This is a genomic window from Streptomyces sp. NPDC093544, assembly GCF_040683495.1.
Classification (GTDB): Bacteria; Actinomycetota; Actinomycetes; order Streptomycetales; family Streptomycetaceae; genus Streptomyces.
This window is the reverse complement of the sequence record NZ_JBFBEA010000019.1, coordinates 1-25,163: the sequence shown is the minus strand read 5'-3', so window position 1 is coordinate 25,163 and position 25,163 is coordinate 1. Positions and strand designations below refer to the sequence as shown.

The 25,163-nt window shown below is 71.7% G+C and carries 23 protein-coding genes and 1 pseudogene; 15 read left to right on the top strand and 9 right to left on the bottom strand.

Annotated elements, in window-relative coordinates:
• Positions 1-139 precede the first annotated feature (139 nt).
• Positions 140-1,258, bottom strand: a complete 1,119-nt coding sequence (locus tag AB0N66_RS27465) for a glycerate kinase (RefSeq protein ID WP_365440181.1) — start codon at positions 1,256-1,258, stop codon at positions 140-142.
• Between the two features lie 185 nt (positions 1,259-1,443).
• Between AB0N66_RS27465 and AB0N66_RS27460 the strand changes: the two genes are divergently transcribed.
• From AB0N66_RS27460 to AB0N66_RS27450, 3 genes are all read left to right on the top strand, one after another.
• Complete coding sequence (locus AB0N66_RS27460; protein WP_365439891.1) at positions 1,444-2,514, top strand: ADP-ribosylglycohydrolase family protein; 1,071 nt, start codon at positions 1,444-1,446, stop codon at positions 2,512-2,514.
• A 92-nt stretch (positions 2,515-2,606) separates the two neighbouring features.
• Complete coding sequence (locus tag AB0N66_RS27455; protein WP_365439889.1) at positions 2,607-3,098, top strand: NUDIX hydrolase; 492 nt, start codon at positions 2,607-2,609, stop codon at positions 3,096-3,098.
• 119 nt (positions 3,099-3,217) lie between these two features.
• A complete protein-coding gene (locus AB0N66_RS27450; protein ID WP_365439887.1) occupies positions 3,218-3,955 on the top strand; it encodes a Sir2 family NAD-dependent protein deacetylase in 738 nt (245 codons plus the stop codon).
• Positions 3,956-4,068: 113 nt separating this feature from the next.
• Here AB0N66_RS27450 and AB0N66_RS27445 read toward each other — a convergent pair whose 3' ends face one another.
• Positions 4,069-4,809: a hypothetical protein gene (locus tag AB0N66_RS27445; RefSeq protein ID WP_365439885.1), complete on the bottom strand. Its 741-nt coding sequence runs from the start codon at positions 4,807-4,809 to the stop codon at positions 4,069-4,071.
• Between the two features lie 271 nt (positions 4,810-5,080).
• On the opposite strand from AB0N66_RS27445, the gene AB0N66_RS27440 reads away from it, so the two are divergent.
• Positions 5,081-6,076, top strand: coding sequence for an AraC family transcriptional regulator (locus tag AB0N66_RS27440; protein ID WP_365439883.1), 996 nt, complete (start codon positions 5,081-5,083; stop codon positions 6,074-6,076).
• A gap of 373 nt (positions 6,077-6,449) precedes the next feature.
• Here the strand turns inward: AB0N66_RS27440 and AB0N66_RS27435 are convergent, their stop codons facing one another.
• From AB0N66_RS27435 to AB0N66_RS27425, 3 genes are all read right to left on the bottom strand, one after another.
• Positions 6,450-6,935, bottom strand: a complete 486-nt coding sequence (locus AB0N66_RS27435) for a methylated-DNA--[protein]-cysteine S-methyltransferase (protein WP_365439881.1) — start codon at positions 6,933-6,935, stop codon at positions 6,450-6,452.
• Positions 6,936-7,044: 109 nt separating this feature from the next.
• The gene (locus AB0N66_RS27430) at positions 7,045-8,529 is read right to left on the bottom strand and encodes an AlkA N-terminal domain-containing protein (protein WP_365439879.1); all 1,485 of its coding nucleotides are present in this window, start codon (positions 8,527-8,529) and stop codon (positions 7,045-7,047) included.
• A gap of 99 nt (positions 8,530-8,628) precedes the next feature.
• Complete coding sequence (locus AB0N66_RS27425) at positions 8,629-10,581, bottom strand: heavy metal translocating P-type ATPase (protein WP_365439877.1); 1,953 nt, start codon at positions 10,579-10,581, stop codon at positions 8,629-8,631.
• Positions 10,582-10,616: 35 nt separating this feature from the next.
• On the opposite strand from AB0N66_RS27425, the gene AB0N66_RS27420 reads away from it, so the two are divergent.
• Entirely contained in the window at positions 10,617-10,979 is a 363-nt protein-coding gene (locus AB0N66_RS27420) for a metalloregulator ArsR/SmtB family transcription factor (protein ID WP_365439875.1), read from the top strand.
• Between the two features lie 25 nt (positions 10,980-11,004).
• Positions 11,005-12,159: an MFS transporter gene (locus AB0N66_RS27415; protein WP_365439873.1), complete on the top strand. Its 1,155-nt coding sequence runs from the start codon at positions 11,005-11,007 to the stop codon at positions 12,157-12,159.
• 151 nt (positions 12,160-12,310) lie between these two features.
• Here the strand turns inward: AB0N66_RS27415 and AB0N66_RS27410 are convergent, their stop codons facing one another.
• Positions 12,311-13,246, bottom strand: coding sequence for a M48 family metalloprotease (locus tag AB0N66_RS27410; protein WP_365439872.1), 936 nt, complete (start codon positions 13,244-13,246; stop codon positions 12,311-12,313).
• Positions 13,247-13,392: 146 nt separating this feature from the next.
• Positions 13,393-13,749 (bottom strand): annotated as a pseudogene (locus tag AB0N66_RS27405) (BlaI/MecI/CopY family transcriptional regulator); the annotation flags it as partial.
• Between the two features lie 114 nt (positions 13,750-13,863).
• Between AB0N66_RS27405 and AB0N66_RS27400 the strand changes: the two are divergent.
• The 4 genes from AB0N66_RS27400 to AB0N66_RS27385 are packed head-to-tail and all read left to right on the top strand — an operon-like array spanning position 13,864 to position 17,332.
• Entirely contained in the window at positions 13,864-14,565 is a 702-nt protein-coding gene (locus AB0N66_RS27400; RefSeq protein ID WP_365439870.1) for a DedA family protein, read from the top strand.
• On the top strand, positions 14,562-15,200 hold the full coding sequence (locus tag AB0N66_RS27395; RefSeq protein WP_365439868.1) for a phosphatase PAP2 family protein: 639 nt from the start codon (positions 14,562-14,564) through the stop codon (positions 15,198-15,200). The genes AB0N66_RS27400 and AB0N66_RS27395 overlap by 4 nt, the downstream gene beginning before the upstream one ends.
• A gap of 9 nt (positions 15,201-15,209) precedes the next feature.
• A complete protein-coding gene (locus tag AB0N66_RS27390; protein ID WP_365439866.1) occupies positions 15,210-15,872 on the top strand; it encodes a response regulator transcription factor in 663 nt (220 codons plus the stop codon).
• Positions 15,869-17,332, top strand: a complete 1,464-nt coding sequence (locus AB0N66_RS27385; RefSeq protein ID WP_365439864.1) for a HAMP domain-containing sensor histidine kinase — start codon at positions 15,869-15,871, stop codon at positions 17,330-17,332. Before AB0N66_RS27390 ends, AB0N66_RS27385 begins: the two co-directional genes overlap by 4 nt.
• Here AB0N66_RS27385 and AB0N66_RS27380 read toward each other — a convergent pair.
• Both AB0N66_RS27380 and AB0N66_RS27375 read right to left on the bottom strand, forming a co-directional pair.
• A complete protein-coding gene (locus tag AB0N66_RS27380; RefSeq protein WP_365439862.1) occupies positions 17,313-18,182 on the bottom strand; it encodes a hypothetical protein in 870 nt (289 codons plus the stop codon). The two genes, AB0N66_RS27385 and AB0N66_RS27380, sit on opposite strands and share 20 nt — an antisense overlap.
• A 40-nt stretch (positions 18,183-18,222) precedes the next feature.
• Positions 18,223-19,548: a HAMP domain-containing sensor histidine kinase gene (locus AB0N66_RS27375; RefSeq protein ID WP_365439860.1), complete on the bottom strand. Its 1,326-nt coding sequence runs from the start codon at positions 19,546-19,548 to the stop codon at positions 18,223-18,225.
• A gap of 162 nt (positions 19,549-19,710) precedes the next feature.
• On the opposite strand from AB0N66_RS27375, the gene AB0N66_RS27370 reads away from it, so the two are divergent.
• Genes AB0N66_RS27370 through AB0N66_RS27350 form a run of 5 tightly spaced genes read left to right on the top strand, consistent with a single transcriptional unit; the run spans position 19,711 to position 25,126 of the window.
• Positions 19,711-20,307: a hypothetical protein gene (locus AB0N66_RS27370; protein ID WP_365439858.1), complete on the top strand. Its 597-nt coding sequence runs from the start codon at positions 19,711-19,713 to the stop codon at positions 20,305-20,307.
• Between the two features lie 11 nt (positions 20,308-20,318).
• A complete protein-coding gene (locus AB0N66_RS27365) occupies positions 20,319-21,023 on the top strand; it encodes an ABC transporter ATP-binding protein (protein ID WP_365439856.1) in 705 nt (234 codons plus the stop codon).
• Entirely contained in the window at positions 21,010-21,705 is a 696-nt protein-coding gene (locus AB0N66_RS27360) for an ATP-binding cassette domain-containing protein (protein WP_365439854.1), read from the top strand. The genes AB0N66_RS27365 and AB0N66_RS27360 overlap by 14 nt, the downstream gene beginning before the upstream one ends.
• Positions 21,702-24,353: an FtsX-like permease family protein gene (locus AB0N66_RS27355; RefSeq protein WP_365439852.1), complete on the top strand. Its 2,652-nt coding sequence runs from the start codon at positions 21,702-21,704 to the stop codon at positions 24,351-24,353. Before AB0N66_RS27360 ends, AB0N66_RS27355 begins: the two co-directional genes overlap by 4 nt.
• A gap of 29 nt (positions 24,354-24,382) precedes the next feature.
• Positions 24,383-25,126 (top strand): response regulator transcription factor, encoded by a 744-nt coding sequence (locus AB0N66_RS27350; protein ID WP_365439850.1) that lies wholly within the window; start codon positions 24,383-24,385, stop codon positions 25,124-25,126.
• The last annotated feature ends 37 nt before the right edge of the window (positions 25,127-25,163 follow it).

The following is a 25,163-nucleotide window of genomic DNA, read 5'->3' as shown; positions in this document are numbered from 1 at the left end:
ATTCTCAGCCCGTCCGGCGTTTGAGGACGAGCGCGTTCAGCGCGATACGGGGGTCTGGGGGCGGAGCCCCCAGGTACAGGACGGGTAGGGGCGGAGGGGGCGAAAACCCCAGACCTCAGCCCCACCCACCCCCACCCCCTCAGTTCAAGAAGTCCCGCCCAATGTTCTCCGCCACCTTCTCCAGGATCGGACCCGCATCTACGATGCACTTCGCGATGTCGGGCTCCACCTCGGTGAGGGGGTACGCACGGCGGATGCCGGCCTTGCCGAGGGCTTCCGGGCGCAGGGCCAGGCGACCGCAGACCGCGACGACCTCCTTGCCCGCGGCCCGCGCGGCGGCGGCAACCCCGGCGGGAGCCTTGCCGTGCAGGGTCTGCTCATCGAGGGACCCCTCACCGGTGATCACCAGCGTGGCCCGCTCCAGCGCCGCCGCGAAGCCGAGGACATCAAGCATGACCTCGATACCGGGACGGAAGCGGGCGCCGAGCACGAGAGCGCCGTACCCGATACCGCCCGCCGCACCGGCACCGGGCGCCGCCGCGTACTCGGCGGCCTTGGAGCCGATGGACTTCTCCAGGACCGCGGCGAAGTGAGCGAGGGCCGCGTCCAGGGCGGCCACGTCGTCGGGGTTCGCGCCCTTCTGCGGGCCGTACACGGCGGGCGCCCCCTTGGGGCCCGTGAGCGGATTGTCCACGTCGGAGGCGAGGACGAAGTCCACCGAGGAGAGCCGGGCGTCGAGGCCGGACAGGTCCGCGGTCACGACATCGCTCAGCGCGCCGCCGCCGGGAGCGACGTGCTCACCCTCCGCGTCCAGGAACCGCGCACCGAGCGCGGACAGCATGCCCGCACCCCCGTCGGTCGTGGCGCTGCCACCCACTCCGAACACGATGGACCGCGCCCCGGCGTCCAGCGCGGCCCGCAGCAGTTCCCCTGATCCGTACGTCGAGGACGTGAGCGGCGCGAAGACCCCGGCGGGCAGCCGCTGCAGCCCGCTCGCCTCCGCCATCTCGACGACCGCCGTGTCGCCGCGCAGCGCGAACGCCGCCGCGATCTCGTCACCGAGCGGCCCTGCGACCCGCACCTCGCGCCGTTCGAAACCGGCCGCGACGGCCGCGTCGACGGTCCCGTCACCGCCGTCGGCCACCGGTAGCGCCTCGACCTCGACCTGCGGCGCGACACGGCGCAGCCCGGCCGTCACGCGCTCGGCGACCTGCACGGCCGTCAGCGTTCCCTTGAACTTGTCCGCGGCGATCAGCACACGAGCCGTCTGTCGAGTCCGGTTCACAGCAGCGTCCGCCACCTTGCATCCCCTTGCTTCAGGCCTTGCTCACGTCAAGGCAGTCGCGCCGCTGTGACCTTAACCGGAGGAAGCCCCCGCCGTCATGCCCGGCCCGTCCCCCGGAACACCGCGCACAGCTGCCCGGAATTGGGTAGACCGGAGCTATGACCTCTGTGGGCACTGAGCTCGCCGACCGCATCCATGGGGGCTGGCTGGGCCGGATCGCGGGCAACATGCTCGGCAAACCGGTCGAGCAGGGCGACCACTGGACGCGGGACCGGATCGACCGCTATCTGCGGCAGGCCGCGGCCCTGCCCCTCACCGACTACCTGCCCGCTCCCGCCACCGACGGGGGCGGAAGCGACGAGTTCGAGCTGCGGCCCGAGTGGCGGAGTTGCGTACGAGGCCGTATCCACGGCAGCTGCCGCGACGACGACGTGGACTACGCGATCCTCGGGCTCGACGTCCTGGAGACGCACGGCTTCGATTTCAGCACCGAGCAGGTCGGTGATCTGTGGCTGCTGCGGCTGCCGTATCTACAGACGTTCACGGCGGAGCGGGCCACGTACCGCAACCTCGCCAACGGCATCAAACCGCCGCTGACAGCGACGTACGACAATCCCTACCAGGAGTGGATCGGGGCCCTCATCCGCGCCGACGTCTACGGCTGGACCTGCCCCGGCGCGCCGCGCCGCGCGGCCTCGCTCGCCCGCCGCGACGCCGTCCTCTCGCACACCGGCAACGGTGTCTACGGAGCGATGTGGGCCGGGGCACTGGTCTCGGCGGCCTTCACGGCGCCGACCGTGCGGCACGCGCTGGACACGGCGCTCACGGTGATCCCTCCGAGCTGCCGCCTCGCGCGCACCGTGCGCCGGGTGCTCGCGCTCCACGAGACCCGGATGACCTGGGAGGACACGCTCAGCACAGTCTCCGAGGAGACCGCCGGGCTCGGCTGGATCCACACGATCCCGAACGCCGCGGTCCTCACCGCCGGGCTGCTGTACGGCGACGGCGACTTCACCCGCACCATCACCCTGACCGTCCGCGGCGGCCTGGACACCGACTCCAACGGCGCGACCGCGGGCTCCGTGGCGGGTGTCCTGTGCGGGGCGGCGGCGATTCCCTCACAGTGGCGGGACCCGCTGGAGGACACCGTACGCAGTGCGGTGTTCGGGTTCGACGGGGTGCGGATCAGCGAACTGGCGACGCGGACGGTCCAGTTGGTGGAGGCCTAGTGCACTGGAGCCGGGGGCATCGCATGCTTCACCGAGGTCGGGGAGAACCAGGACGTCATCGAGTTCCGCCACAAGCTCGTTACCCTTCGTGAGTGACCACTCAAGACTTCGCCACATACATCGCGGGCCTCCCCCGCGTCCTCGCCGGTGCGGCCGCCCTCTTCCGTGACGTCGACGGGCGCGTCCTGCTCGTCGAGCCGAACTACCGTGACGGCTGGGCTCTTCCGGGCGGCACCGTCGAATCGGACGAAGGGGAGACTCCGCGTCAGGGCGCCCGCCGGGAGACCGCCGAGGAGATCGGCCTCGACATCGAACTCGGACGGCTGCTCGCGGTGGACTGGGTGCACGGCACGGCACGGCCCCCGCTGGTGGCCTATCTGTACGACGGCGGAGTCCTCGCCGAGGGGGATCTCAAAGCGATCCGGCTACAGGAGGAGGAGCTCCTGTCATGGCGCCTCGTCCCGCGGGACGAGCTGGCCGAGCACCTCCCGGGCGCGCTGGGCCGTCGCGTCATGACCGCGCTCGACGTACTGGCAGAGGGCACGGGGACGGCGGAGCTGGAGAACGGACACCGGGTCGGCTGACTCCGTCAGCCGCTCTCCGGATACCTCGATGCGGTGGCCGCGGGCGTTCGCCGGCGGCCCTGGCCCGGCGCTATCCATATCCGTTCGCCTCGCGCGGACAGGCGTCCTACCCTCGGCCCATGACCAAGCCTCTCGTCGCCATCCTCAGTGGCGCAGGTATCTCCACCGATTCCGGAATCCCCGACTACCGGGGACCCAACGGGCTGTGGCGGCGGGATCCGGAGGCCGAGAAGCTCGTGACCTACGAGTACTACATGGGCGATCCGGAGATCCGGCGCCGGTCCTGGCAGATGCGCCGGAAGAACCGGACGCTACAGGCCGAGCCCAATGCGGCGCACCGGGCGGTGGCGGAGCTGGAGCGGTCCGGGGTGCCGGTGCGGGTGATCACGCAGAACGTGGACGGGCTGCACCAGATCGCCGGCATGCCCGCCCGCAAGGTGCTCGAACTCCACGGCACGGCGCGGACCGTGGTGTGCACCCAGTGCCACGCCAAGGCACCGATGGAGGACGCACTCGCGCGAGTGGAGGCCGGTGAGGACGACCCCCGGTGCCTGAAGTGCGGCGGCATTCTCAAGTCGGCGACGGTGATGTTCGGCGAGCGGCTCGACCCCGTCGTACTCGGCGACGCCCTCGCGATCACCAAGGGTTGCCAGGTCTTCATCGCCGTCGGGACCAGCCTCCAGGTCCAGCCCGCCGCCGGCCTCGCCGGGGTGGCCGCGGACCACGGGGCGCAGCTCATCATCGTCAACGCCGAACCGACGCCGTACGACGACCGCGCCGACGAAGTCATTCGGCAGCCCATCGGCACCGCCCTGCCCGAGCTGCTCCGTCGGCTGCGCACCGAGAGCGACTCCTAGTAGCCCCGCCCAGTGCTGAGCGCGGGGCCCTGAAAGGAGCCTTCAAGGAACCCTCAAGGAGCCCTCCTGGCCTGGCGGACCGGGAGGAAGCCGGAGGCCGCTCGCCGCAACGTCTAGACCTGGGTGACCTGCTCGGCGACGCCCTCCTTGATCGTCACCTCGACGGTCAAGTTGCCACCCTGCGCGGCCCCGTCCAGATCGTCGGGCGTGCAGACCTCCGCCGCCTGGGTCTCAGGATCACCGCAGATGTCACCGCCCACGATCTCCGTGTCGTCCGCGACAAAGAAGGGACGGCCTCCGACCTCCAGCTTGCCCGGCGCCAGGTAAGTCAGCGTGCCGGTGACCGTGCCGTCCACACGGTTGTCGGTGCCGGCTTCCTCGGTGTCGTCCTGCCCGGCCGGCTCCTCCGTGGCACCGGCACCCCCGTCCGTCGCGCCGTCATCCCCGCCCGTCCCGACGACCTTGGTCGCTATGCCCTCCTTGATCGATACCTGGGCAGTGACATTCCCGGTCTTGGCAGCTTCGTCCAACTCATCGGCGGTGCAGGTCTCCGCCGCCTGGGTCTCGGGATCACCACAGATCTCCCCACCCACGATCTCCGTGTCGTCCGCGACAAAGAAGGGACGGCCTCCGACCTCCAGCTTGCCCGCTGCCAGATAGGTCAGGGTGCCGGTGACCGTACCGTCCTCGCGGTTCTTGGCACTGGCGTCCGTGGCACTGGCGGCGCCGGAGGGGGCGCTCACACCGGAGTCGGCGCTGGAACCGTCGGGGCCGCACGCGGTGAGGAACAGGCCGGTAGCGGCCAGGAAACCGACGGCGGCGAGCGTACGGGAGCGGGAGTGGCTGAGCGACATATCGGGGTGCCCTTTCGGCGTCGTTCCTTGTTGATCTCAACCCGTCAAACGACGTACACAGCAAGCCGGTTCATCGGACCTCCCCGCTGTTGCACAGCCAGGATGAACCGCCGCTGTCTGTTACGAGGCGCCGTCCCCCTGTGACCATCCGGAAGTATTTGCGGGAACCCATCCGCACATACCACCCCGCCCGAATCACTCAGCCGACTCTGACCGCTTTGCTGACGGCCGGGCCACTTTGAGCCATCCTGGTGTTGACGAGGGGACAACCATGGAGGTGGAAAAGGCACATACCGTCGAGTTCGCCAGCTTCGTCATGCGTGAAGTGGACGAGGTCCGCGCGACGGTGAACACGATTTTCAGCGAGGCTCGTTTCGACGTGGTGGGAGACGTCGGCGACCTCGTCGCGGACTTTTCGGTCGTCAACCTGGGCGCCCTGACGGTCGGCAAGGTCAGCTACGGAACAGAGGTCCGGGCGCGGACAGGCGAACTGGGTTACTACCACGTGTCGGCGCCCGTCGCCGGCTCCCACAGCGTGCGGCAGGGCGGGGGGCCGGTCTCGTACGCCGATACCGGCCGCGCGATCGTCGTCGATCCCGCAAGCGACAACAACCTCATCGACAACTACTCGCCCGACTGCGCCGTCATCAACGTGAAGATTGACAAGGCTGCCCTGGTAGGGCAGTTGGAGACGCTCCTGGGCCGGCCGGTACAGCGGCGCCCGTTCATCGCGCCGAACTTCGACACCAGCAGCGGTCCGGGGCTCAGTTGGCTGAAGCTGGTGACGTGGAGTCTGCTCGACGGGGACGTGCCCGACGGCCTGCTGCGGCAGCCGATGTTCGCCGGCCGGATCGAACAGGCCCTGCTGGAGGGCCTGTTGCTGGCGAGTGAGCACCAGTACCGGGCGGCGTTGGACGCGCCGCCGCCGTCCATGCGGCCCGCCGCGGTCAAGCGGGTGATGGACGCGGTACGCGAGCGGCCGGCCGAGCCGTACGACGCCGCCCAGCTCGCGGCCATCGCCCAGGTCAGTGTGCGCACGCTACAGGAGGCGTTCCGCAAGAACCTGGGCATGTCCCCGCTGACGTACGTCAGCGAGGTACGGCTGCAACGAGTGCGGGAGCAGCTGAAAGTCTCAATTCCGGGGACGGTCAGCGTCACGGACATCGCCTACCGCTGGGGGTTCGCACATCTGGGCCGGTTCGCGCACCGCTACCGGGCCCGGTTCGGGGAGACGCCGTCCGAAACGCTGCGGTGCATATGCGTCTGAGCAGGAACCATGGAAACCGGTCGAACCGTAGAAGCCGATGGATCCACAGAAGCCGGTGGATCCATGGAAACCATGGATCCGCTGGAACGGAACGCGCGGAACGAAAACCCTCCTGCGTAATCCGGACAGTGCCGCGCAATGCGGAGCGACGCCGGCCGCCGTGCCGCCATACGGTCTCAATACCGCCTCCCGAAGGGCGCGGACGCAGACAGGACGGACGGGGTCGGCGCCGCCCGTTCCCGCAACCACCCTTCGGCGACGGGCAAGGACATGGGTGCGGGAGCCCATGTCCCCCGGGTCCGGTCACTCCCCCCTCGTCAGGTGGGCCGGACCCGGGCTGACAGGCCAACCGGACCGGCCAGGGACGGCAGCCCTAGAAGAGGGCGGCGCCGCCCTCGAAGTCCAGCAGCCGCTTCTTGCGGTCCAGACCGCCGCCGTATCCCGTGAGGCTGCCGTTCGCGCCGACGACGCGGTGGCAGGGCACGATGATGCCGAGCGGGTTCTTGCCGTTGGCGAGGCCCACCGCGCGTGAGGCGCCCAAGTTGCCGAGTGCTTCGGCCAGTTCGCCGTACGAGCGGGTCTGACCGTAGGGAATCCGGCGCAGCTGCTCCCAGACTCCGCGCTGGAAGGGCGTGCCGTCGAGGCGCAGCGGCAGGTCGAACTCCTTCAACTCGCCCGCGAAGTAGGCCGCGAGCTGGCGCGTCGCCTCGTCGAAGAGGGTGTCGTCGTCGCGTGGGCCGAAGGTCTCCTCCGGAGGACGGTGGCGCTGGCCGACCATGTAGAGCCCGCAGAGGGCGTCTTCGGCGGCGACGAGGGTCAGAGGCCCGTACGGGCTGTCGGTCACGGTGTGGTGCTTCATTGAACATCCTTGCGCGGGCTCATACATCCTCGTCTGGACTATGTCGTACGGGTGACCCAATACGGGCGATCTCGTACAGGGGATCTCGTACGGATGATCTCGTACGGTCTTACGCGGGAAGGAAGTTGATCGGGTGGCTGTCCGTCGCCCACAGGTACTGGACCGCGTACGCCCGCCAAGGACGCCAGGCCGCCGCGCGTGCCGTGAGCGCGGCCGGGGTGGACGGAAGGCCCAACTCCTGAGCGGCGCGCCGGATTCCGAGGTCGGTGGGGAGGAAGGCGTCGGGGTCGCCGAGGGCGCGCATGGCGATGACGTCGACCGTCCAGGGACCGAAGCCCGGCAGGGAGAGCAGTCGGGCGCGGGCCTCGGCCCAGTCGCTCTCGACGCCCAAGTGGAGGGTTCCGTCGGCGAGTTGACGTACGAGGGTGGTGAAGGTGGCGCGGCGGGTGCGCGGCATCGCGAGGGACTCGGGGTCCAGCTCGGCCAGCGACTCGGGGGACGGGAAGAGGTGGGTGAGGCCGCCCTCGGGATCGTCGACGGGTTCGCCGTGCGCGGTGACCAGGCGGGCCGCGTGGGTGCGGGCGGCGGCCGTGGAGACCTGCTGGCCCAGCACGGCTCGTACGGCGAACTCGGCCTCGTCGACCGTGCGGGGCACCCGGCGGCCCGGCGCCTTGTCGACGAGCGGCGCGAGCAACGGATCGGTGCGCAACTGGTCGTCGACCGCGACCGGGTCGGCGTCCAGGTCGAGCATGCGGCGGCAGCGGCTGATGGCGACGGGCAGGTCGCGGAGGTCGCTGAGGGTGAGGCGGCAGGCGATGTGGTCGGCGTTCGGGGTGAGTCCGACGATCCCGTGGCCGTAGGGCAGGCGCAGGGTGCGCCGGTAGGCCCCGTCGCGCCACTCCTCGACGCCGGGTACGGCCGTCGCCGCGAGGTGGCCGAAGAGGTTGTCGGGGTTGAGCGGGGCGCGGAAGGGGAGCCGGAGGCTCAGCACCCCTGGTGTGGCGGCCCCCGCCTTCTTCTTGGGCAGCCGCGCGCGCAGCTCGCTCGGTGACAGCGCGAAGACCTCGCGGACCGTGTCGTTGAAGGTACGGATCGAGGAGAACCCGGCCGCGAAGGCGATCTCGGCCATCGGAAGCAGGGTGGTCTCGATGAGCAGCCGTGCGGTCTGGGCGCGCTGGGCCCGGGCGAGCGCGAGCGGTCCCGCGCCCAGCTCGGCCAGGAGCTGCCGCTCGATCTGGCGGGTGCTGTAGCCGAGCCGGGTGGCGAGGCCCGGTACGCCCTCGCGGTCCACGATTCCGTCGCCGATCAGGCGCATGGCGCGGGCGACGAGGTCGGCGCGCTGGTTCCACTGGGGCGAGCCGGGGCTGGTGTCGGGACGGCACCGCTTGCAGGCCCGGAATCCGGCCTGCTGACAGGCCGCCGCGCTGGGGTAGAACGTCATGTTCTCCGGCTTCGGCGGCACCACCGGGCAGCTGGGCCGGCAGTAGATCCGGGTGGTCAGGACCGCCGTGAAGAACCAGCCGTCGAAGCGCGCGTCCTTCGACTGGACGGCGCGCACGCAGCTCTCCGTGTCGGTGTGCATCCCGTTCTGCATGCCTCAAGCATCGGGCACGCGCGAGGCCGGAGCTGGCGAGAATCCGACATCAACCTCACATGCCCTGAGACCCGCCGGACCTCCATTCCGACATCAACCTCACGCGCCCCGGGACCCGCCGGACCTCCATGCGGAGTCCCGCAGCAGCCGCAGCCCGTTGATGCCGACCAGGACCGTCGAACCCTCGTGCCCCGCGACGCCGAGCGGGAGCGGAAGGTGACCGACGAGGTCCCACAGGACGAGGGCGATGATGAACGTACCCGCGATGACGAGGTTCTGGGTGACCATGCGGCGGGCGGTACGGGACAGCCGTACGACCGCGGGGATGGCCGCGAGCTCGTCGCGGACGACGACAGCGTCCGCGGTCTCCAGCGCGAGGTCGGATCCGGCGCGGCCCATGGCGATCCCGGAGTGGGCGGCGGCCAGGGCAGGGGCGTCGTTGACGCCGTCGCCGACGAACAGCACCTTGCGGTCGGCCAGTTGGAGTACAGCCGCGACCTTGTCCTCGGGCAGCAGACGCGCACGTACGTCGGTGATGCCGGTGTCGGCGGCCACCTGGGCGGCGGCGCGTGGGTTGTCGCCGGTGAGCAGCACGGGTGAGGTGCCTGTCAGGGCAGTGAGCGCGGCGACGGTCTCGGCGGCGTCCGGGCGGAGGCGGTCGGCGAGGGAGAGGGTGCCGACGGGGACGCCGCCGCGTTCCACGAGGACGACCGTGTGGTGGGTGTCGTCGTCCAGATGCGCGTCCGGGCGGCCGACGGTGATGATGTGGCCGTCGACGGTGGCGGTGACGCCGTGCCCGGGCTTCGCGGTGAAGTCGTCGGCGGGCGCGAGGCGCAGGCCGCGGGAGCGGGCCGCGGCGACGATCGCGCGGGCGAGCGGATGTTCGCTGGGGTGCTCGGCGGCGGCCGTCAGGGCCAGCAGGGCGTCCTCGTCGAGGCCCGACCCCGGCGCGGGACGGACTGCCGTCACCTCGGGCGTGCCCTCGGTCAGGGTGCCGGTCTTGTCGAGGGCTGCCGTGTCGATCTCACCGAGGCGTTCCATGGCGACCGCGGACTTGACCAGGACGCCGTGCCGCCCGGCGGTGGCGATGGCGGACAGCAGCGGCGGCATGGTGGCCAGGACGACCGCGCACGGCGAAGCGACGATCATGAAGGTCATCGCCCGCAGCAGCGCGCCGGTGAGGTCCTCACCGAAGGCGAGCGGCACCGCGAAGACAGCGAGCGTGGCGGCCACGACGCCCACCGCGTACCGCTGTTCGACCTTCTCGATGAACAGCTGCGTCGGCGCCTTGGTGCGCGATGCCTCCTCGACCAGGGTGACGATCCGGGCGATGACGGAGTCGGCGGGGTCGCGTTCCACGCGGACGCGCAGTACGCCGGTGCCGTTCAGGGTGCCCGCGAAGACCTCGTCGCCGGGCGTCTTCACCACCGGCAGCGGTTCGCCGGTGATCGTCGCCTGGTCGGCCTCGCTGATGCCGTCGACCACCCGCCCGTCGGCGCCGATTCGCTCGCCGGGGCGGATCAACAGCACGTCACCGAGAGCGAGTTGGGCGGCAGGCACCTGCTCCTCGCCGTCGGCGGCGATTCTCGTCGCCGTGGCGGGCGCCAGGTCGAGCAGGCCGCGCACGGAGTCGGCGGTACGGGCGGTGGCCAGTGCCTCCAGGGCGCCGGAGGTGGCGAAGATGACGACCAGCAGGGCACCGTCCAGGACCTGTCCGATCGCGGCCGCGCCGAGCGCCGCGACGATCATCAACAGGTCGACGTCCAGGGTCTTCTCGCGCAGCGCCCGCAGCCCTTCGAGGGCGGGCTCCCATCCTCCGGCGGCGTACGCGATCAGGTAGAGCGGTGCGTACGTCCACCCGGGCGCGCCGCCGAGGTGGGGAGGGAGCGCGAGCAGGAAAGCGACTGTGGCCACGAGCGCCCAGCGGGCCTCCGGCAGCGCGAGGACGCGCGTACGGCGGCGAGGGAGCGCCGGGGCGGAGGGGGCTGCGGCGGGAGGCGGGGCGAGAGTGGATGACACGCGGCCACCATACAGGAACACATGAAGACTCATTCATATCTTCATGTGTGCCGAGTAGGATGCCGCCCATGGGTCATGGAGCCGTCACCACCGCGCAGGACGCCACCCCGCGCGTAAGTCTGGACGCGGCCAACGTCGCGAAGGTGGCCACCACGCTCCAGGCACTGTCCACTCCCTCGCGGCTGCTGATCCTCGCGCGGCTGCGGGAAGGACCACTGCCGGCCACCGAGTTGGCCGCCGAGGTGGGCATGGAGCAGTCCGCGTGCTCGCACCAGCTGCGGCTGCTGCGCAACCTGGGCCTGGTCGTCGGCGAGCGGAGCGGACGTTCGGTGGTGTACGCGCTGCACGACCACCACGTCGCCGAGCTCCTCGACCAGGCGGTCTACCACGTGGAACACCTCCGCCTCGGTCTCAGTGACGCGCCCGAGTGAGGTGGCGGGGGCTACCTCGCCGCAGATGTGGCCGCTGTACGCCGCCGGGTTCACGACCGCCTTCGGAGCGCACGGCATCGCCGCGAACCTTGGCGGCCGCTCCCAGGACGGCGTCACCTCGCTCCTCGTCCTGGGCGGCCTGCTCGCCCTGTACGACGGCGCCGAGGTGCTGCTCAAGCCGGTGTTCGGCACGATCGCCGACCGGATCGGCGCCCGGCCCGTCCTGCTCGGCGGCCTCGTCGCCTTCTCCGCCGCGTCCGCTCTGTACGTCGTCGTCGACAGCCCCGGGTGGCTGTGGGCCGCCCGCCTCGGTCAGGGCGCGGCGGCCTCCGCGTTCTCGCCCGCGGCCTCCGCACTGGTGGCCCGGCTCAATCCGGCCGCCAAACACGGTCGGGTGTACGGGAGTTACGGCTTCTACAAATCTCTCGGCTACACCATGGGTCCGCTGCTCGGCGGCGTCCTTGTGTGGGCGGGCGGGCTGCGGCTGCTGTTCACCGTGCTCGCGGCCCTGGGCGCCGCTGTCGCCGTATGGGCTCTGATGACCGTTCCGCACGCGCCGCCGCTGCCGCGCGCCCGGCAGACCGTGCTCGATCTGGCGCGCCGCCTGGCCGACCCGGTCTTCCTCACCCCGACGGCGGCGCTCGCGGGGGCGACCGCCGCGCTCTCCGTCGGTGTGGGGTTCCTGCCCGTCTCCGGTGCGGTCGCGGGGCTCGGCACCGTGGCGACCGGTGCGGCCGTCTCTGTACTCGCGGCCTGCGCGGCGGTCGTTCAGCCCCGTGCCGGGCGAGCCTTGGACGCGGGCCGGCTGACCGCGCGGGCGGGCATCGGCGCGGGGCTGGCCCTCACTGCCGCGGGGCTGGCCTGCGCGATGCTCCCCGGCCTGACGGGCGTTCTTCTCGCCGCGGCGCTGATCGGCGTCGGCACGGGGTTGATCACCCCGCTGGGCTTCGCCGCGCTGGCTTCCAGTACTTCTCAGGAACGGCTTGGCCAGACCATGGGGGCGGCTGAGCTCGGGCGTGAACTGGGCGATGCGGGCGGGCCGTTGCTGGTCGCGGGGGTCGCGACGGTGGCGACATTGACGTACGGGTACGGGGTGCTCGCCGTGCTGCTGGCGCTCGGGCCGGTGGTGGGGGTGCTGTTGCGGAGTCGCTCGGGTGACGCCCGTCGGAGCCGCGTCTAGGGTGACGGGCTGCGGCGCTGCTCGGGCGGTGTGGTTTTCGCCCCCTCCGCCCCTACCCGACCCGTACTGGGGGCTGCCGCCCCAGACCCCCGCTGTCGGCCTGAACGGCCTCGTCCTCAAACGCCGGACGGGCTGGATGTTGCCGGCCAGGTCAGCGAGGCTCTTCGCCCTGTGCGACCTCAACCTCGTGGTGGAAGGCGAGCACACCCCCGACCGAGGCTCCGGCCGAGACGGCGGCGCACACGGCCAGGAGCAAGGCGATCCAGGTGGCGGCACGCGGGCTGCGTGCGGGGGACACCAGGAGGGCGGCGACTCGCTGAGGGACGGGACCCGTGGTCGCCGCGGGGGCGAAGCCGGGGCGGGGGGACTCGGCGGCGCGTGTGGTGGCGAGTGCGGCGCGGGCGATGGCGCGCGCGGTCAGTCTGCGGTCCCCGACCGCGGCGGCCGCGGCCTCGTCGGCGACGCGTTCCGCGGCGAGCGCGACGGTCGCACGGACCGGGCGCAGTCCCGGGTGGCAGTGGGCGGCGAGTTCGGCGGCGAGGAGGAAGCGGTGGTGACCGCCCGCGTTGTGAGCCCGTTCGTGGGCGAAGAGCGCCTCGCGTTCGTCGGCGCCGAGGCTGCGGAGCATCGCGGTGGTGACGACGATCCGGTTCGGGCGGCCCGGCAGCGCGTACGCGTCCGGGTGCGGGGAGTCGATGACGCACAGGTCGCCCGCGGTGGGGCGGCGGCCGGCCTGGGTACGGGCAGTTCGGAAGGCACGCAGCTGGTGCAGTGCCGAGCGTACGAGGGTCCAGGCGCCGACCGTGAGAACGCCGGTGGCGGCAGCGGCGGCGGGCAGGACGAAGAGGTCCGACGCGGTGCGCAGCGGGTGAATCAGCTCGCCGAAGCCCGCGAAGAGCGGCAGCTTGAGCAGGCCGGTCAGGACCAGTGCGCCGAGCGCCGCCACGGAGGCACCGGCGAGCACGAGGACCGCGAGGGTCAGCGCCCACAGCGCGGCGGAGGGTGCGAGCCGGTCGAGACAGCGGCGGGCCAGCGGCGGTACCACGAAGGGCACCAGCAGCGGGACGAGCAGCAGCAGAGCGCTCACCGGTCACCCGATTCCGGGCGCTCACCCTGCCCGGGGCCGGCAGTTGGCTCCGGCAGTCCCTCACCTAGCCCATGGCCGGACCCCGGCTCCGGCAGTCCCCCACCCTGCCCCAGGCCGGCACCTGGCTCCAGCAGTCCCTCACCCGTTTCCAGCAGGTCGCGCAACAGGCGTTCGTCGTCGGGGCTGAGCTGGGCCACGAAGCGGGCCAGCGCAGTCTCCCGGTCCTCGTCCCGGTCGAGTTCGGTGTGCATACGCCGGGCGGTGAGCCCGTGCGGGTCCTGGACGGGGAAGTACGCGTAACCACGGCCCTGGCGCTCGCGGCCGACGACGCCCTTCTCGTGCAGCCGGGACAGGATCGTCGTCACCGTCGTACGGGCGAGGCCGGAGGCCAGCTCCAGTTGTACGCGGCCCGGTGTGAGGGGCACGTCGGTGGCCCAGAGAGCGGCCATGACAGTGGCCTCCAGCTCGCCCGCCGGACGGCGTTCGTCCTTGTCGCTTGTCATGGAACGATCCTCACCCCGCTATCGTCTACAGTTCAGTAGACCGTCTACAGCATTGTAGTCATTCGGGTGCGTCTCGACCGTACCCGCTCGTCCAGTATGAGAGGGCACGCGACGATGGCGGCAATTTTGTCCGCAGCTTCACAGCTGGCGGGGTCACAGCTCGCAGACTCACAGCTCGCGGTGAACGTTCTCAGCGCGCAGTCCCTGCTCGCCACCTTCGGTGTGCTGGGCGTCGGCGTGGTGATGTTCGCCGAGACGGGCCTGCTGATCGGCTTCTTCCTGCCCGGTGACTCCCTGCTGTTCACGGCGGGCCTGCTGTGCACCGGTTCGGGGCAGGGCGGCCTGAAGCTCTCGCTGGCGCCATTGCTGGCCGCCGCCGCGGTCGGTGCGCTGGCCGGTTCGCAGACCGGCTTCCTGCTCGGGCGCAAGGCGGGCGGCGCACTGCTCGCCCGCAGCCGCTCACCACGACTGCACGCGGGGGCACAGCGCGCCGAGGAGCTCCTTGAGCGCTACGGCTTCGCGAAGGCGATCGTGCTGGCCCGTTTCGTGCCGGTGGTGCGCACGGTGCTGAACCCGGTGGCGGGCGCGCTGAACGTGCCGGCGCGGACGTTCACCCTGTGGCAGGTCGTCGGCGGCCTGCTCTGGACACTCGGCCTCACCCTCGGCGGGTACGCGCTGGGCTGGTCGATCCCGAACGTCGACCGCTATCTGCTCCCGATCATCGCGGTGATCATCGTCGTGTCCCTCCTCCCGCTCGCCGCCGAGCTGTACCGCTCCCGCCGGGCCGCCACCACGGAGAAGGGATCCCAGGGATGATCCTCGCGTTCGACGGCTCCTCGATCGACGGCTCCGCCTACAGATACGTGGTGGACCTCGCCCAGGACTCCCCCGGATGGCTGGACAGCCTGGTGTCCGCGTGGTCGACGTACGGGCTCGGGCTGTTCGCGGTCTTCATGGTGCTGGGCTGGTGGCGGGCGCGGCGGGTGAGTGCGCGGGCCTCGCTGATCGCGTTCGCCGTGCCGCTGATCGTCGTCGTCGCGTACGGGGTGAACTCCCTGTTCAAGATGGCCGTTCGCGAGGACCGGCCCTGTCAGAGCCTGCGTGTGTCGACGCTGGAGGCGTGTCCGGCACCGGGTGACTGGTCGTTCCCCAGCAATCACGCGGTCATCGCCGCCGCGGCCGCCGTCGCCCTGCTCCAGGTGTCCCGTCGCCTCGGCGCCGTCGCGGTACTGGCCGCCTGCGCGATGGCCGCCTCCCGCGTCTGGGTCGGCCTGCACTATCCGCACGACGTCGTCGCCGGTGTCCTGGTCGGCACGCTGGTCGCGATGCTGCTGACGACGGCGCTGCGGAGGATCCCGGATTCGCTCGCGGAGCGGCTGACGGCCACGCCGCTCAGGCCGCTGCTGGTCGCGCCGGAGCTCGCAGAGGCCACGTCGTACGAGAGCGGGTGAGGGTGGACCATGCGGCACCGGATTCTGGTCGTCGAGGACGATCACGCCCTGCGTGACGTCCTGCGGCGCGGGCTGCGCGACGAGGGCTTCGACACCGTGCCCGCGCCGGACGGCGCGACCGCGCTGCGGCTGGCCGGGGACGACGTCGCCGCTGCCGTGCTCGACGTCGGCCTGCCGGACGCGGACGGGCGGGACGTGTGCCAGGCGATCAGGGCCAATGGCTTCCTGTCCCCCGTCATCTTCCTGACGGCCCATCACCACCTCACGGACCGGTTGGCAGGCTTCTCGGCCGGGGGCGACGACTATCTGCCCAAGCCCTTCCATCTGACGGAGCTGGCCGCCCGGCTGCGGGCGGCACTCAAGCGCGCAGGTCCCCTTCCGGCGGCATCGGATGGAGACCTGGTCCTGGACCCCGTCGGGCACAGCCTCACCGTCCGGGGATCCCAAGTCGCCCTGACACCCACGGAGTTCAGGCTGTTGGCAGCACTCATGGCGGCGTCGGGGGGCATTGTGCGCAGGCGCGAGCTGCTCAGGGCGGGCTGGCCCGAGGGCGCCCAGGTCAGTGAGAACACGCTCGACCAGTATCTGACCCGGCTGCGGCGCAAGCTCCGTGGCGGCGGCAGCGAGCTGACCGTCACCACGGCGCGCGGCATCGGTCATCGCCTGTCATGAAGACATTCGCCTCCCGCCCGCCACCGCTTCTCGGGAAGAGGGCCGCCTCGCGTCGGCCACCGCCTCTCGGGAAGACGATCGCCTCCCGCCGGCCACCATCTGCCGTCACGGCGTTCGCCTACCGCTGGTGGCCGCGCACCCTGCGCAGCCGGCTCTCCCTGGTCGCGCTCACCACCGCCACGCTGCTGATGGTGATTCTCACCGTCGCGTTCAACACGGTCGTACGGCAGCACCTCCAGCACCAGGCGGACGACGTACTGCACACGCGGGCCGCCGCCGTCGCCGCGACGGTCGACGCCAGCGGCTCCCAGGTGCGCGTCCTGGAGACGCCCGGCGAGGAACTCCTCGACACGAACGTATGGATCTACGCGGGCGCCCAGCTGCTGGAAAAGCCTCCGTCCGCCACCGCCACCAGCGCTTTGACACGGGCCGCCACGCGGCTCGCCGCGCCCGGAGGACCGCAGTGCGTCACCGCCGGCAGCCAGGGCACGGTCCGGATGTGCTCGCGGGCGGTACCCGGCGACAAGGGCGCCGCGACGGTCGTCACGGCGCTGGACCTCTCCCCCTACCGCAGTTCGGCCGACACGCTGCTCCTCGCGTCGCTCGCACTCGACGCCGCCATGCTGGCGTGCACCTACGCGCTGACGTGGCTGGCTGTGGGGCGCGCGCTGCGCCCCGTGCGCACCATGACCGACGACGCCACCCGGTGGAGCGCCATCGCCTCCGAGGAACGCCTCGGGAGCGTGGCCCGCCCCGCCGAACTCGCCCGGCTGGGCGGGTCGTTGGACGCCCTGCTGGACCGTATCCGCGCGCTGTTGCGGCATGAGCGGCAGCTCACCCGGGAGTTGTCGCACGAGCTGCGCAACCCGCTCGCCCGGATCATCGCCGAGCTGGACTGGTGGCAGGCCCGCCCCCGCTCCGCCGCCGACACCACGGCCACCCACGCGGCCATCGCGGACGCCGCCCGGTCCATGCGGACGATCTGCGACACACTCCTCGACGAAGCCCGCGACAACGCGGTCACCGCACCCGGCACGGCGGACGTCCTGCCGGTACTGCGCCGTCTCGCGGACCGCCTCGATCCCACAAAAGACGTCATCGTCACCGTCCCGGACACCGGGCTGTCCGCCGGGGTACCGGACGCCCTCCTGGAGCGGATCGTCAGCCCCCTGCTCGACAACGCCCTGCGGTACGCGCATACCCGGGTCGAGATCCGGGCCGCCGCGCACACCCACGGCATACGCGTCGAGGTCACCGACGACGGCCCCGGCGTACCGCCGTCGTTCGCGGCGCGGCTCTTCCAGCCCGGCCGCCGAGCCGATCCCGGCGACGGACACGGCGGAGCGGGCCTCGGGCTGCCGCTCGCGCGACGCCTGGCCCGCTCCGCCGGCGGCGAGGTGCACCACGACGAACGGCACACCCCTGGCGCGAAGTTCGTGGTCAGCCTCCCTGCGGGGTGAGCCGGTCGGGCCCGGCGACGTCCTTCCGCGTCACCGACAGGAACACCACCAGGCCGAGGATGACCGCCAGGAAGAGCACGCTCGTGATCACGGTGCCGAGCCCCAGGCCGCCGTCCGCGGTCGGCTGCGAGAGGTAATCGCCCATCGAGGCGCCGAGCGGCCGGGTGAGGACGTAGGCGATCCAGAAGCTCCACACCGCGTTCAGGCCGAACGCGAAGTGGACGAGCGCGACCGCGGCGATCGCGAGGCCGAACAGGACCGCGGACACCCAGTAGCCGAGGGCCATGCGCTCGGCTACCAGGTCACCGGCGGCGGTGCCCAGCGCGAAGGTGAACAGCACCGCCAGCCAGTAGAACGATTCGCGGCGCGGGGTGTCGATGCTGTGGATCGACAGGGTCCGCTCGCTGCGGTACCAGGCGATGAAGACGACGGCGAGGGCCACGGCGAAGACGCTGGTACTGGTCGTCAGCGGCACGCCCAGGTTGTCGGTGAGGTTGTCGCTGATCAGCGTGCCTACGACGCTGATCAGGGCCACGGCCGACCAGTAGACGCCGGGCCGGTAGGCGCTGGTGCGGAACTGGACGACGAGGAGCACCGCGAGCAGCGCGCTCATCAGCAGCGATACGCCGGTCAGACCCAGGCCCAGCTTCTCGTTCAGGAGGTCCGCCGCGGTCTCACCGACCGTGGTGCACAGCACCTTGATGACCCAGAAGTACGCGGTGACTTCGGGAACCTTGTTCCAGCGGAGGCGGTGTCCGGGGGCGACGGCGTCGGCAGGGCCGCCGTACGCCGCGGACGTGTCAGAGGCCGGTGTCCCGGAAGCCGATGTCTCGGAGGTCTCGGATGTCATAAGGCCCGACCGTGCCAGCCGAAGCCTGAACGCATCCTGACTACCGGGTGGTCTCGCCCGAAACAGGCCCCTCGTCCTGGCGGACCGGGACGAGCAGCGTGAAGGTCGTAGGGTCGCCGCTCGCCAGGAACAGCCTGCCGCCCAGGGAAACGGCCAGGTCACGGGCGAGAGCGAGGCCGATGCCCGTGCCGCTGGTGCCGCCACCCGTGTGCCCGCGGGCGAAGAGGCGGGCGGGTTCGGTACGGAGGCCGCCCTCGTCGGTGACGTCGAAGGCGAGGGCGTCGTCGAGGTCCCGGACGGTGACGCGGACGCCGCCGTGTCCGTGCGTACGGGCGTTGTCGAGCAGGACGCCGAGGATCTCGGCGACGGGTCCGCCCGGGACGCGTACGTCGGCCGGGGCGTCCTGTGAGCCGCAGTCCAGGCGTCGGCCGTCCTGGGCGAAGAGGCCGTGCCACCGTCCGTCGGTCTCGTCCAGGAGCTGCGCCACCAGCAGGTCCGGTACGGCCCGGTGTGGCAGGCCGGGTGAGCCGGCCAGACGCAGCACCTCCTCCACGGTGTGGTGCAGCCGACGGGTGGCGGCAAGGGCCTCCTCCAGAACGGGACGCAGCCGGGCGTCGTCCTGTGCGAGCCCCGCCTCCAGGGTGAGCTGGAGGCCGGTCAGCGGGGTGCGCAGCTGGTGGGAAGCGTTGGCGGTGAAGTCCCTTTCGTGCCTCAGGAGTTCGGAGAGGCTGTGCAGCATGTCGTTGTGCGTGCGGGCGACCTGGTCGATCTCGGCGATGGTGCTCGGCTCGGCTCTGGCGGTCAGGTCTCCGTCTGTGACGGCCCGGGAGTGCCGGGAGAGCTCCTCCAGCGGGGCCGTGAGCGCACGTGCCTGCCGCCGGGCGACGAGCACGGCGACCGTGAGGGCGAGTACGGCCGCACCGAGCAGGGCGCCCCAGCCGAGAAGGACACGGTCACGGACCACCGAGACGGCCGACGAGGCCCTTACGACGCCGATGACCTGCTCGTTGTGCGAGACGGGTACGGCGACGACGAGGTCGCCGGCCGTCTGGTCACGGGCGATGACAGCGCCGAGCGCCTCACTGACCGCCGCGTCGCCGGTACGGGGGCCGGTGCCCGCGCGCAGGCTCAGCTTCGGGTCGTACAGGCCGAGGCGTTCGCCCGCCCCCGGCGACGGCAGTTCCACCGGGTCGCCGGTCGCGTAGTCCGGATTCACGCGTACGGCACCGGCGAGCGCCGCTCGTTCGAGGGTGTCCCGCTGGTCGGCGTACAGGGTGGACCTGATGGCGAGGGCCAGGGGGATCGCGAGGAGGACCAGCGCGACCAGCACCGCGGTGACCGCAACCCGCACGACACGCTGTCTCATGCCCCTCATCATGCGGGCCGCCCACCCGGTCGGGCGAAGCCCGCCACGCGCTTTTGCCGTCGTCTAACCCTCGCCGAGCGAGGCGTTAACCCGTCGCTTCCTAGCGTCGGTGCCATGACCGCGTCCGGTCGGTCGGCAGGGTTTCTCAGGAGGTCAGTGGCTATGGCACGCGTACGAACCATCGGTGTCGTCGGACTCGTACTCGCGGCGGCGGTGACCGCCGGGTGTTCCACATCTGGCGCCGCGTCCACGAGCGGATCCAGTAGCGCCGCCGCAGCACCCACCGAGTCCAATCCACCCGGTGACATCCCCGACAACCAGGCGTACGTCGCCTACCAGCCGTCCGGCGGCGGGTTCACGGTCAAGGTGCCGGAGGGCTGGGCCCGTAGTACCCAGAGCGGCACCGCGGTCTTCACCGACAAACTGAACCGCGTCGGGGTCTCCGCCGTGTCCGCGTCCTCGGCGCCCACCACCGCGTCCGTCACCGGCACGGTCGTTCCTCAACTCGCCGGCCAGGTACCGAATTTCAGCGGAGCCAAGGTGTCGCAGGTGACCCGGAACGGCGGGAGTGCCGTCCTGCTGAAGTACCAGGGCGACTCGGCTCCGGACCCGGTCACCGGCAAGGTCGTGCGCGACGCGTTCGAGCGCTTCGCGTTCTACCGGCAGGGGCACGAGGTGGACGTGACCCTGTCCGGGCCGGTGAACGCCGACAACGTGGACCCCTGGCGCATCGTCAGCGACTCCTTCACATGGAAGTGAGGGTGAGCGCCATGTCGGACGTCGTGCGGGAAACCGCCCTGAAGTCCGAAGAGGGGCTGAGCGCGCGGGAGTTGTATCGCTTCTTCCGGGCCGGCGAGGAGGAGACGCTCGCCCTGCGCGGGGTGTCCCTGCGGGTGCGGCCCGGTGAGACGGTCGCCGTGGTGGGGCCGTCGGGGGCGGGCAAGTCCACACTCCTGTCGTGCCTCGCCGGCCTCGACGAGCCCTCGGGCGGCGAGGTGCGCGTCGGGGACGTACGCGTCAGCCACCGGCCCGAAAGCGAGCGCGCCCGGCTGCGGGCCCACCACATCGGTGTACTCCTCCAGACCCGCAATCTCGTCACGCATCTCAACGTGCGCGACAACGTGCGGCTCGCGCACAGTGCCGTACAGGGCCGACCCGCTGTATCGGCGGGGGATCTGCTGGAGCAAGTGGGGCTCGCCGGGCGGGCGCACGCGCTGCCCCGTCGGCTGTCCGGCGGGGAGCTGGCTCGGGCGGGCCTGGCCGTCGCCCTCGCCAACTCACCCGAGGTCCTGCTCGCGGACGAACCCACGGGCGAACTCGACGGCGACACCGAGCGCCTGATCCTCCGGATGCTGCGCGACCGTGCCGCCCTGGGCTGCGCGGTGCTGATCGTGACACACAGCGCGGAGGCCGTACGGATCGCCGACCGAGTGATCGCCCTGGACGACGGGAAGGCACACGATGTCTCCGCATGAGACCGCGCTCGCTGCCGATGACGTACTCGTCGCCTGCGACGACGTCGCCCTGACCTTCGGCCGCGGCGCGAACGCCGTGGTCGCCGTGCACGGCGCGACCCTGCGGGTGCGCGCCGGTGACCGGCTCGCCGTCGTCGGCCCCTCGGGTTCGGGCAAGTCCTCGCTGCTGCATCTGCTGGCCGGCCTGGAACGCCCCACCAGCGGCACCGTCACCTGGCCCGCCCTGGGCGCCCGCCCCGGCGGCATCGGGCTCGTCTTCCAGGGCGACAGCCTGATCCCCGCCCTGGACGTCGTCGAGAACACCGCGCTGCCGCTGGTGCTCGCCGGCATGCCGGACGACCGCGCCCGCCAGGAGGCCGTCGCGGCCCTCGCCCTGGTGAACGCCTCCGAGCTGGCCGAGCGGCTGCCCGAGGAGATCTCCGGAGGCCAGGCGCAACGCGTCGCCACCGCCCGCGTGCTGGCCCAGGCCCCCCGGCTGATCCTGGCCGACGAACCCACCGGCCGGCTCGACCACACCACCGGAGGGCACGTCCTGGACGCACTGCTGACGGCGGCCGGACGGATGGGCGCGGCCCTCGTCGTCACGACGCACGACCCGGCCGTCGCCGCCCGTCTCACCAGTCGACTGACCATGCGCGACGGCCGGTTGATCACCCGCCAGGAAGCCGAGGAAGTGTCATGAAAGGCGCCATGAACACCGTGTGGGCCGGCGGCCTCGCCCGCCACCGCACCGGACGGCTGCTGGCCGCCCTGGCCGGGATCGCCCTGTCCGTCGCCCTCATCGCCTCGCTCGGTTCGTTCCTCACCGCGTCGAAGGCGACCATGACACAGCGCGCCGTCCGCTCGGTCGCCGTCGACTGGCAGGTCGAGGTGCAGCCGGGCACCAACGCGGGGGGAACCCTGTCCCTGGTTCAGCAGACGCCCGGCGTACGGGCCGCCGTCCCGGTCGGCTTCGCCCACAGCAGCGCGTTCACAGCGAAGGCGCAAGGCACGACGCAGACAACCGGGCCCGGCGTGGTTCTCGGTCTCCCGGCCGACTACCAGAAGCTCTTCCCGGGCGAGATCCGTCCGCTGACCGGCTCCTCCAGCGGCGTACTGCTCGCCCAGCAGACCGCCTCCAACCTGCACGCCGCCCCCGGCGACACCATCGGCATCCAGGTCCCCGGCTCCGGGGTGCGCCAGGTCCGGGTGGCCGGGGTCGTCGACCTCCCGCAGGCCGACTCACTGTTCCAGAAGGTCGGCGCGCCCACCCAGTCCCAGCCCGCCGCACCGCCCGACAACGTGGTCCTCCTCCCGTCCGCCGACTTCACCTCCCTGACGGCCAACACCCCGGTCACCACCCAGATCCACGCCACCAGCGACGCCAAGCTGCCCGCCGACCCCGCCTCCGCCTTCAACACCGTCACGCGCGCCGCCCACAACCTGGAGGCCCGCTCCTCGGGCGGCGCAGTCGTCGGGAACAACCTCGGAGCCGCCCTCGACTCCGCCCGCCAGGACGCCGCCTACGCACAGATCCTCTTCCTCTTCCTCGGCGTCCCGGGCGCGATCCTCGCCGCCGCGCTGACCGCCGCGGTCGCCGCCGCCGGTGGTGAACGGCGCCGCCAGGAGCAGTCCTTGCTGCGGCTGCGCGGGCTGCGGCCGAGGCGGATCGCCTCGCTGTCGGGCCTGGAAGCAGGGCTGGTGGGGGTCGTCGGCGGTCTCACCGGACTCGGCATCGCCTCGCTGACAGGTCGTACCGCCTTCGGATCGGCGTCGTTCGGGACGAGCGCCGGCGCGTGGACCTTCTGGTACACCCTTGCCTTCCTGCTCGGCGCCGCCGTGGCCGCGGGTGCCGTCCTGGTCCCCGCGCTGCGCGACCTGCGCGGGGTGACGGTCGCCGACACCCGCAGGTCAGGGCGGCGTACCGGCTCGGTCTGGTGGACGCGGTACGGACTCGACTTCGCCCTGTTGATCGCCTCCTGGCTGGTGTTCCGGGCCTCGTCCGGCAACCAGTACGCCCTCGTCCTCGCCCCCGAAGGGGTGCCGAGCATCTCCGTGTCGTACTGGGCGTTCCTCGGCCCCGCGCTGCTGTGGGTCGGCTCCGCCCTGCTGCTGTGGCGGCTCACACTCCTCGCGCTCACACACGGCCGCCGGGTGCTGGCAAGGCTGTCGCGTCCGCTGACGTCGAATCTGGCGGGAACGACGGCCGCGGTGCTCTCCCGGCGCCGGCGTCCACTGGCCCGTTCCGTGGTCCTCCTGGCGCTCGCGGTGTCGTTCGCGGTGTCGACGGCGACCTTCAACGCGACGTACCAGCAGCAGGCCGAGGTCGACGCGCGCCTCACCAACGGCGCGGACGTCACGGTGACCGAGCCCCCCGGGGCGCAGACGCCGCCCAGCGCCGCCGCCTCCCTCAAGGTTTCCGGCGTACGCCATGTCGAGCCGCTTCAGCACCGGTTCGCATACGTCGGCTCCGACCTCCAGGACCTGTACGGCGTGAACCCGAGCACCATCGCCTCGGCCACCTCGCTCCAGGACGCGTACTTCTCCGGCGGAACCGCCGCCTCGCTCATGGACAAGCTCGCGAAGCAGCCCGACGCGCTGCTGGTCAGCGCGGAGACCGTCACCGACTTCCAGCTCTCGCCCGGTGACACCGTCAGGCTGCGCATCCAGGACGCTCACACCAAGGCGCTGCGCACGGTGACGTTCCACTACGCCGGGGTCGCCAAGGAGTTCCCGACCGCGCCGAAGGACAGCTTCTTCGTCGCCAACGCCTCGTACGTGGCCAACGCCACCGGCAGCGACGCGGTCGGCGCGTTCCTCGTGGACACCGGCGGCACCCACCAGAAGCAGGTCGCGGCGCAGCTCAGCAAGCAGCTCGGCACCAGTGCGACCGTCACCGACCTCACCCAGACCCGCGGCACGGTCGGCACCAGCCTGACCTCCGTGGACCTGGCCGGGCTCACCCGGATCGAGCTGGCCTTCGCGGTGCTGCTCGCGGCCGGGGCCGGCGGACTGGTCCTCGCGCTCGGCCTCGCGGAAAGGCGGCGGACCTTCGCCATCGCCACCGTGCTGGGCGCCCGGGCCGGCCAACTGCGCGGCATGGTCCTCACCGAGGCGCTCCTGCTGGCAGGCGGAGGTCTGGCCGGTGGCGCGCTGATCGGCTGGGGCCTGTCGGAGATGCTGGTCAAGGTGCTGACGGGCGTGTTCGACCCACCGCCCGCCTCGCTGTCCGTCCCCGGCACATATCTGGTCCTCACCGGCTGCGCCGCCGTGGCGGCCGTACTGGCGGCGGCCCTGAACGGGGTGCGCCGAGCAGCCCGACCCGCCGTAGAGGAACTCCGCGATCTGTGAACACCCCGTCCGGCTCTACGCTGCGCACCATGAGCACGCCCGCCGCACCGGACCGTAGCCGACACAGTCGCGCCCACGTTCTCGTCGTGGAGGACGACGACACCATCGGCCGCCATCTCGAAATCGGACTGCGCGGCAACGGCTACGGGCCAACGTGGAGCCGGACCGGCGCGGGCGCCCTCGCGGAGGCCGCTCGGTCCTCGTACGACGTCCTGCTGCTCGACCTCGGTCTGCCCGACATGGACGGACTCGACGTGGCCCGGACGCTGCGCGCCCGCTTCCCGGACCTGCTGATCCTCATCCTCACCGCCCGCACTGACGACATCGACGTCATCGCGGGGCTCGACGCGGGGGCCGACGACTACCTGGTCAAACCGTTCAGCCTGACCGTGCTGCTCGCCCGACTGCGGGCCCATCTGCGGAGGCGGGCCATCGCCTCGCCGCCCCAGGCGCCGATCCGGCTGGGCGATCTCGTCGTCGACATCACAGCACGCCGCTGCACGCTCGACGGCCATGAAGTCGACCTGCGGCCCAAGGAGTTCGAGCTGCTCGCCGTGCTCGCCCGGCACGCGGGCGCGGCGGTGTCCCGCGAGACGCTGATGGCCGAGGTCTGGGACGAGAACTGGTTCGGTTCGACGAAGACGCTCGATGTCACCATGGCGGGGCTGCGCCGCCGCCTCACGGACGCTGTGTCGGGGCCGTACCGCGTTCCACTGTGTCGACCCCTGACCCATCGGTCAGGGTCCGGATCGACGCGGCCACCCCGTCCGTGACCTGCTCGGCGTCCGTGCCCAGGGGCGTGGGTTCGCT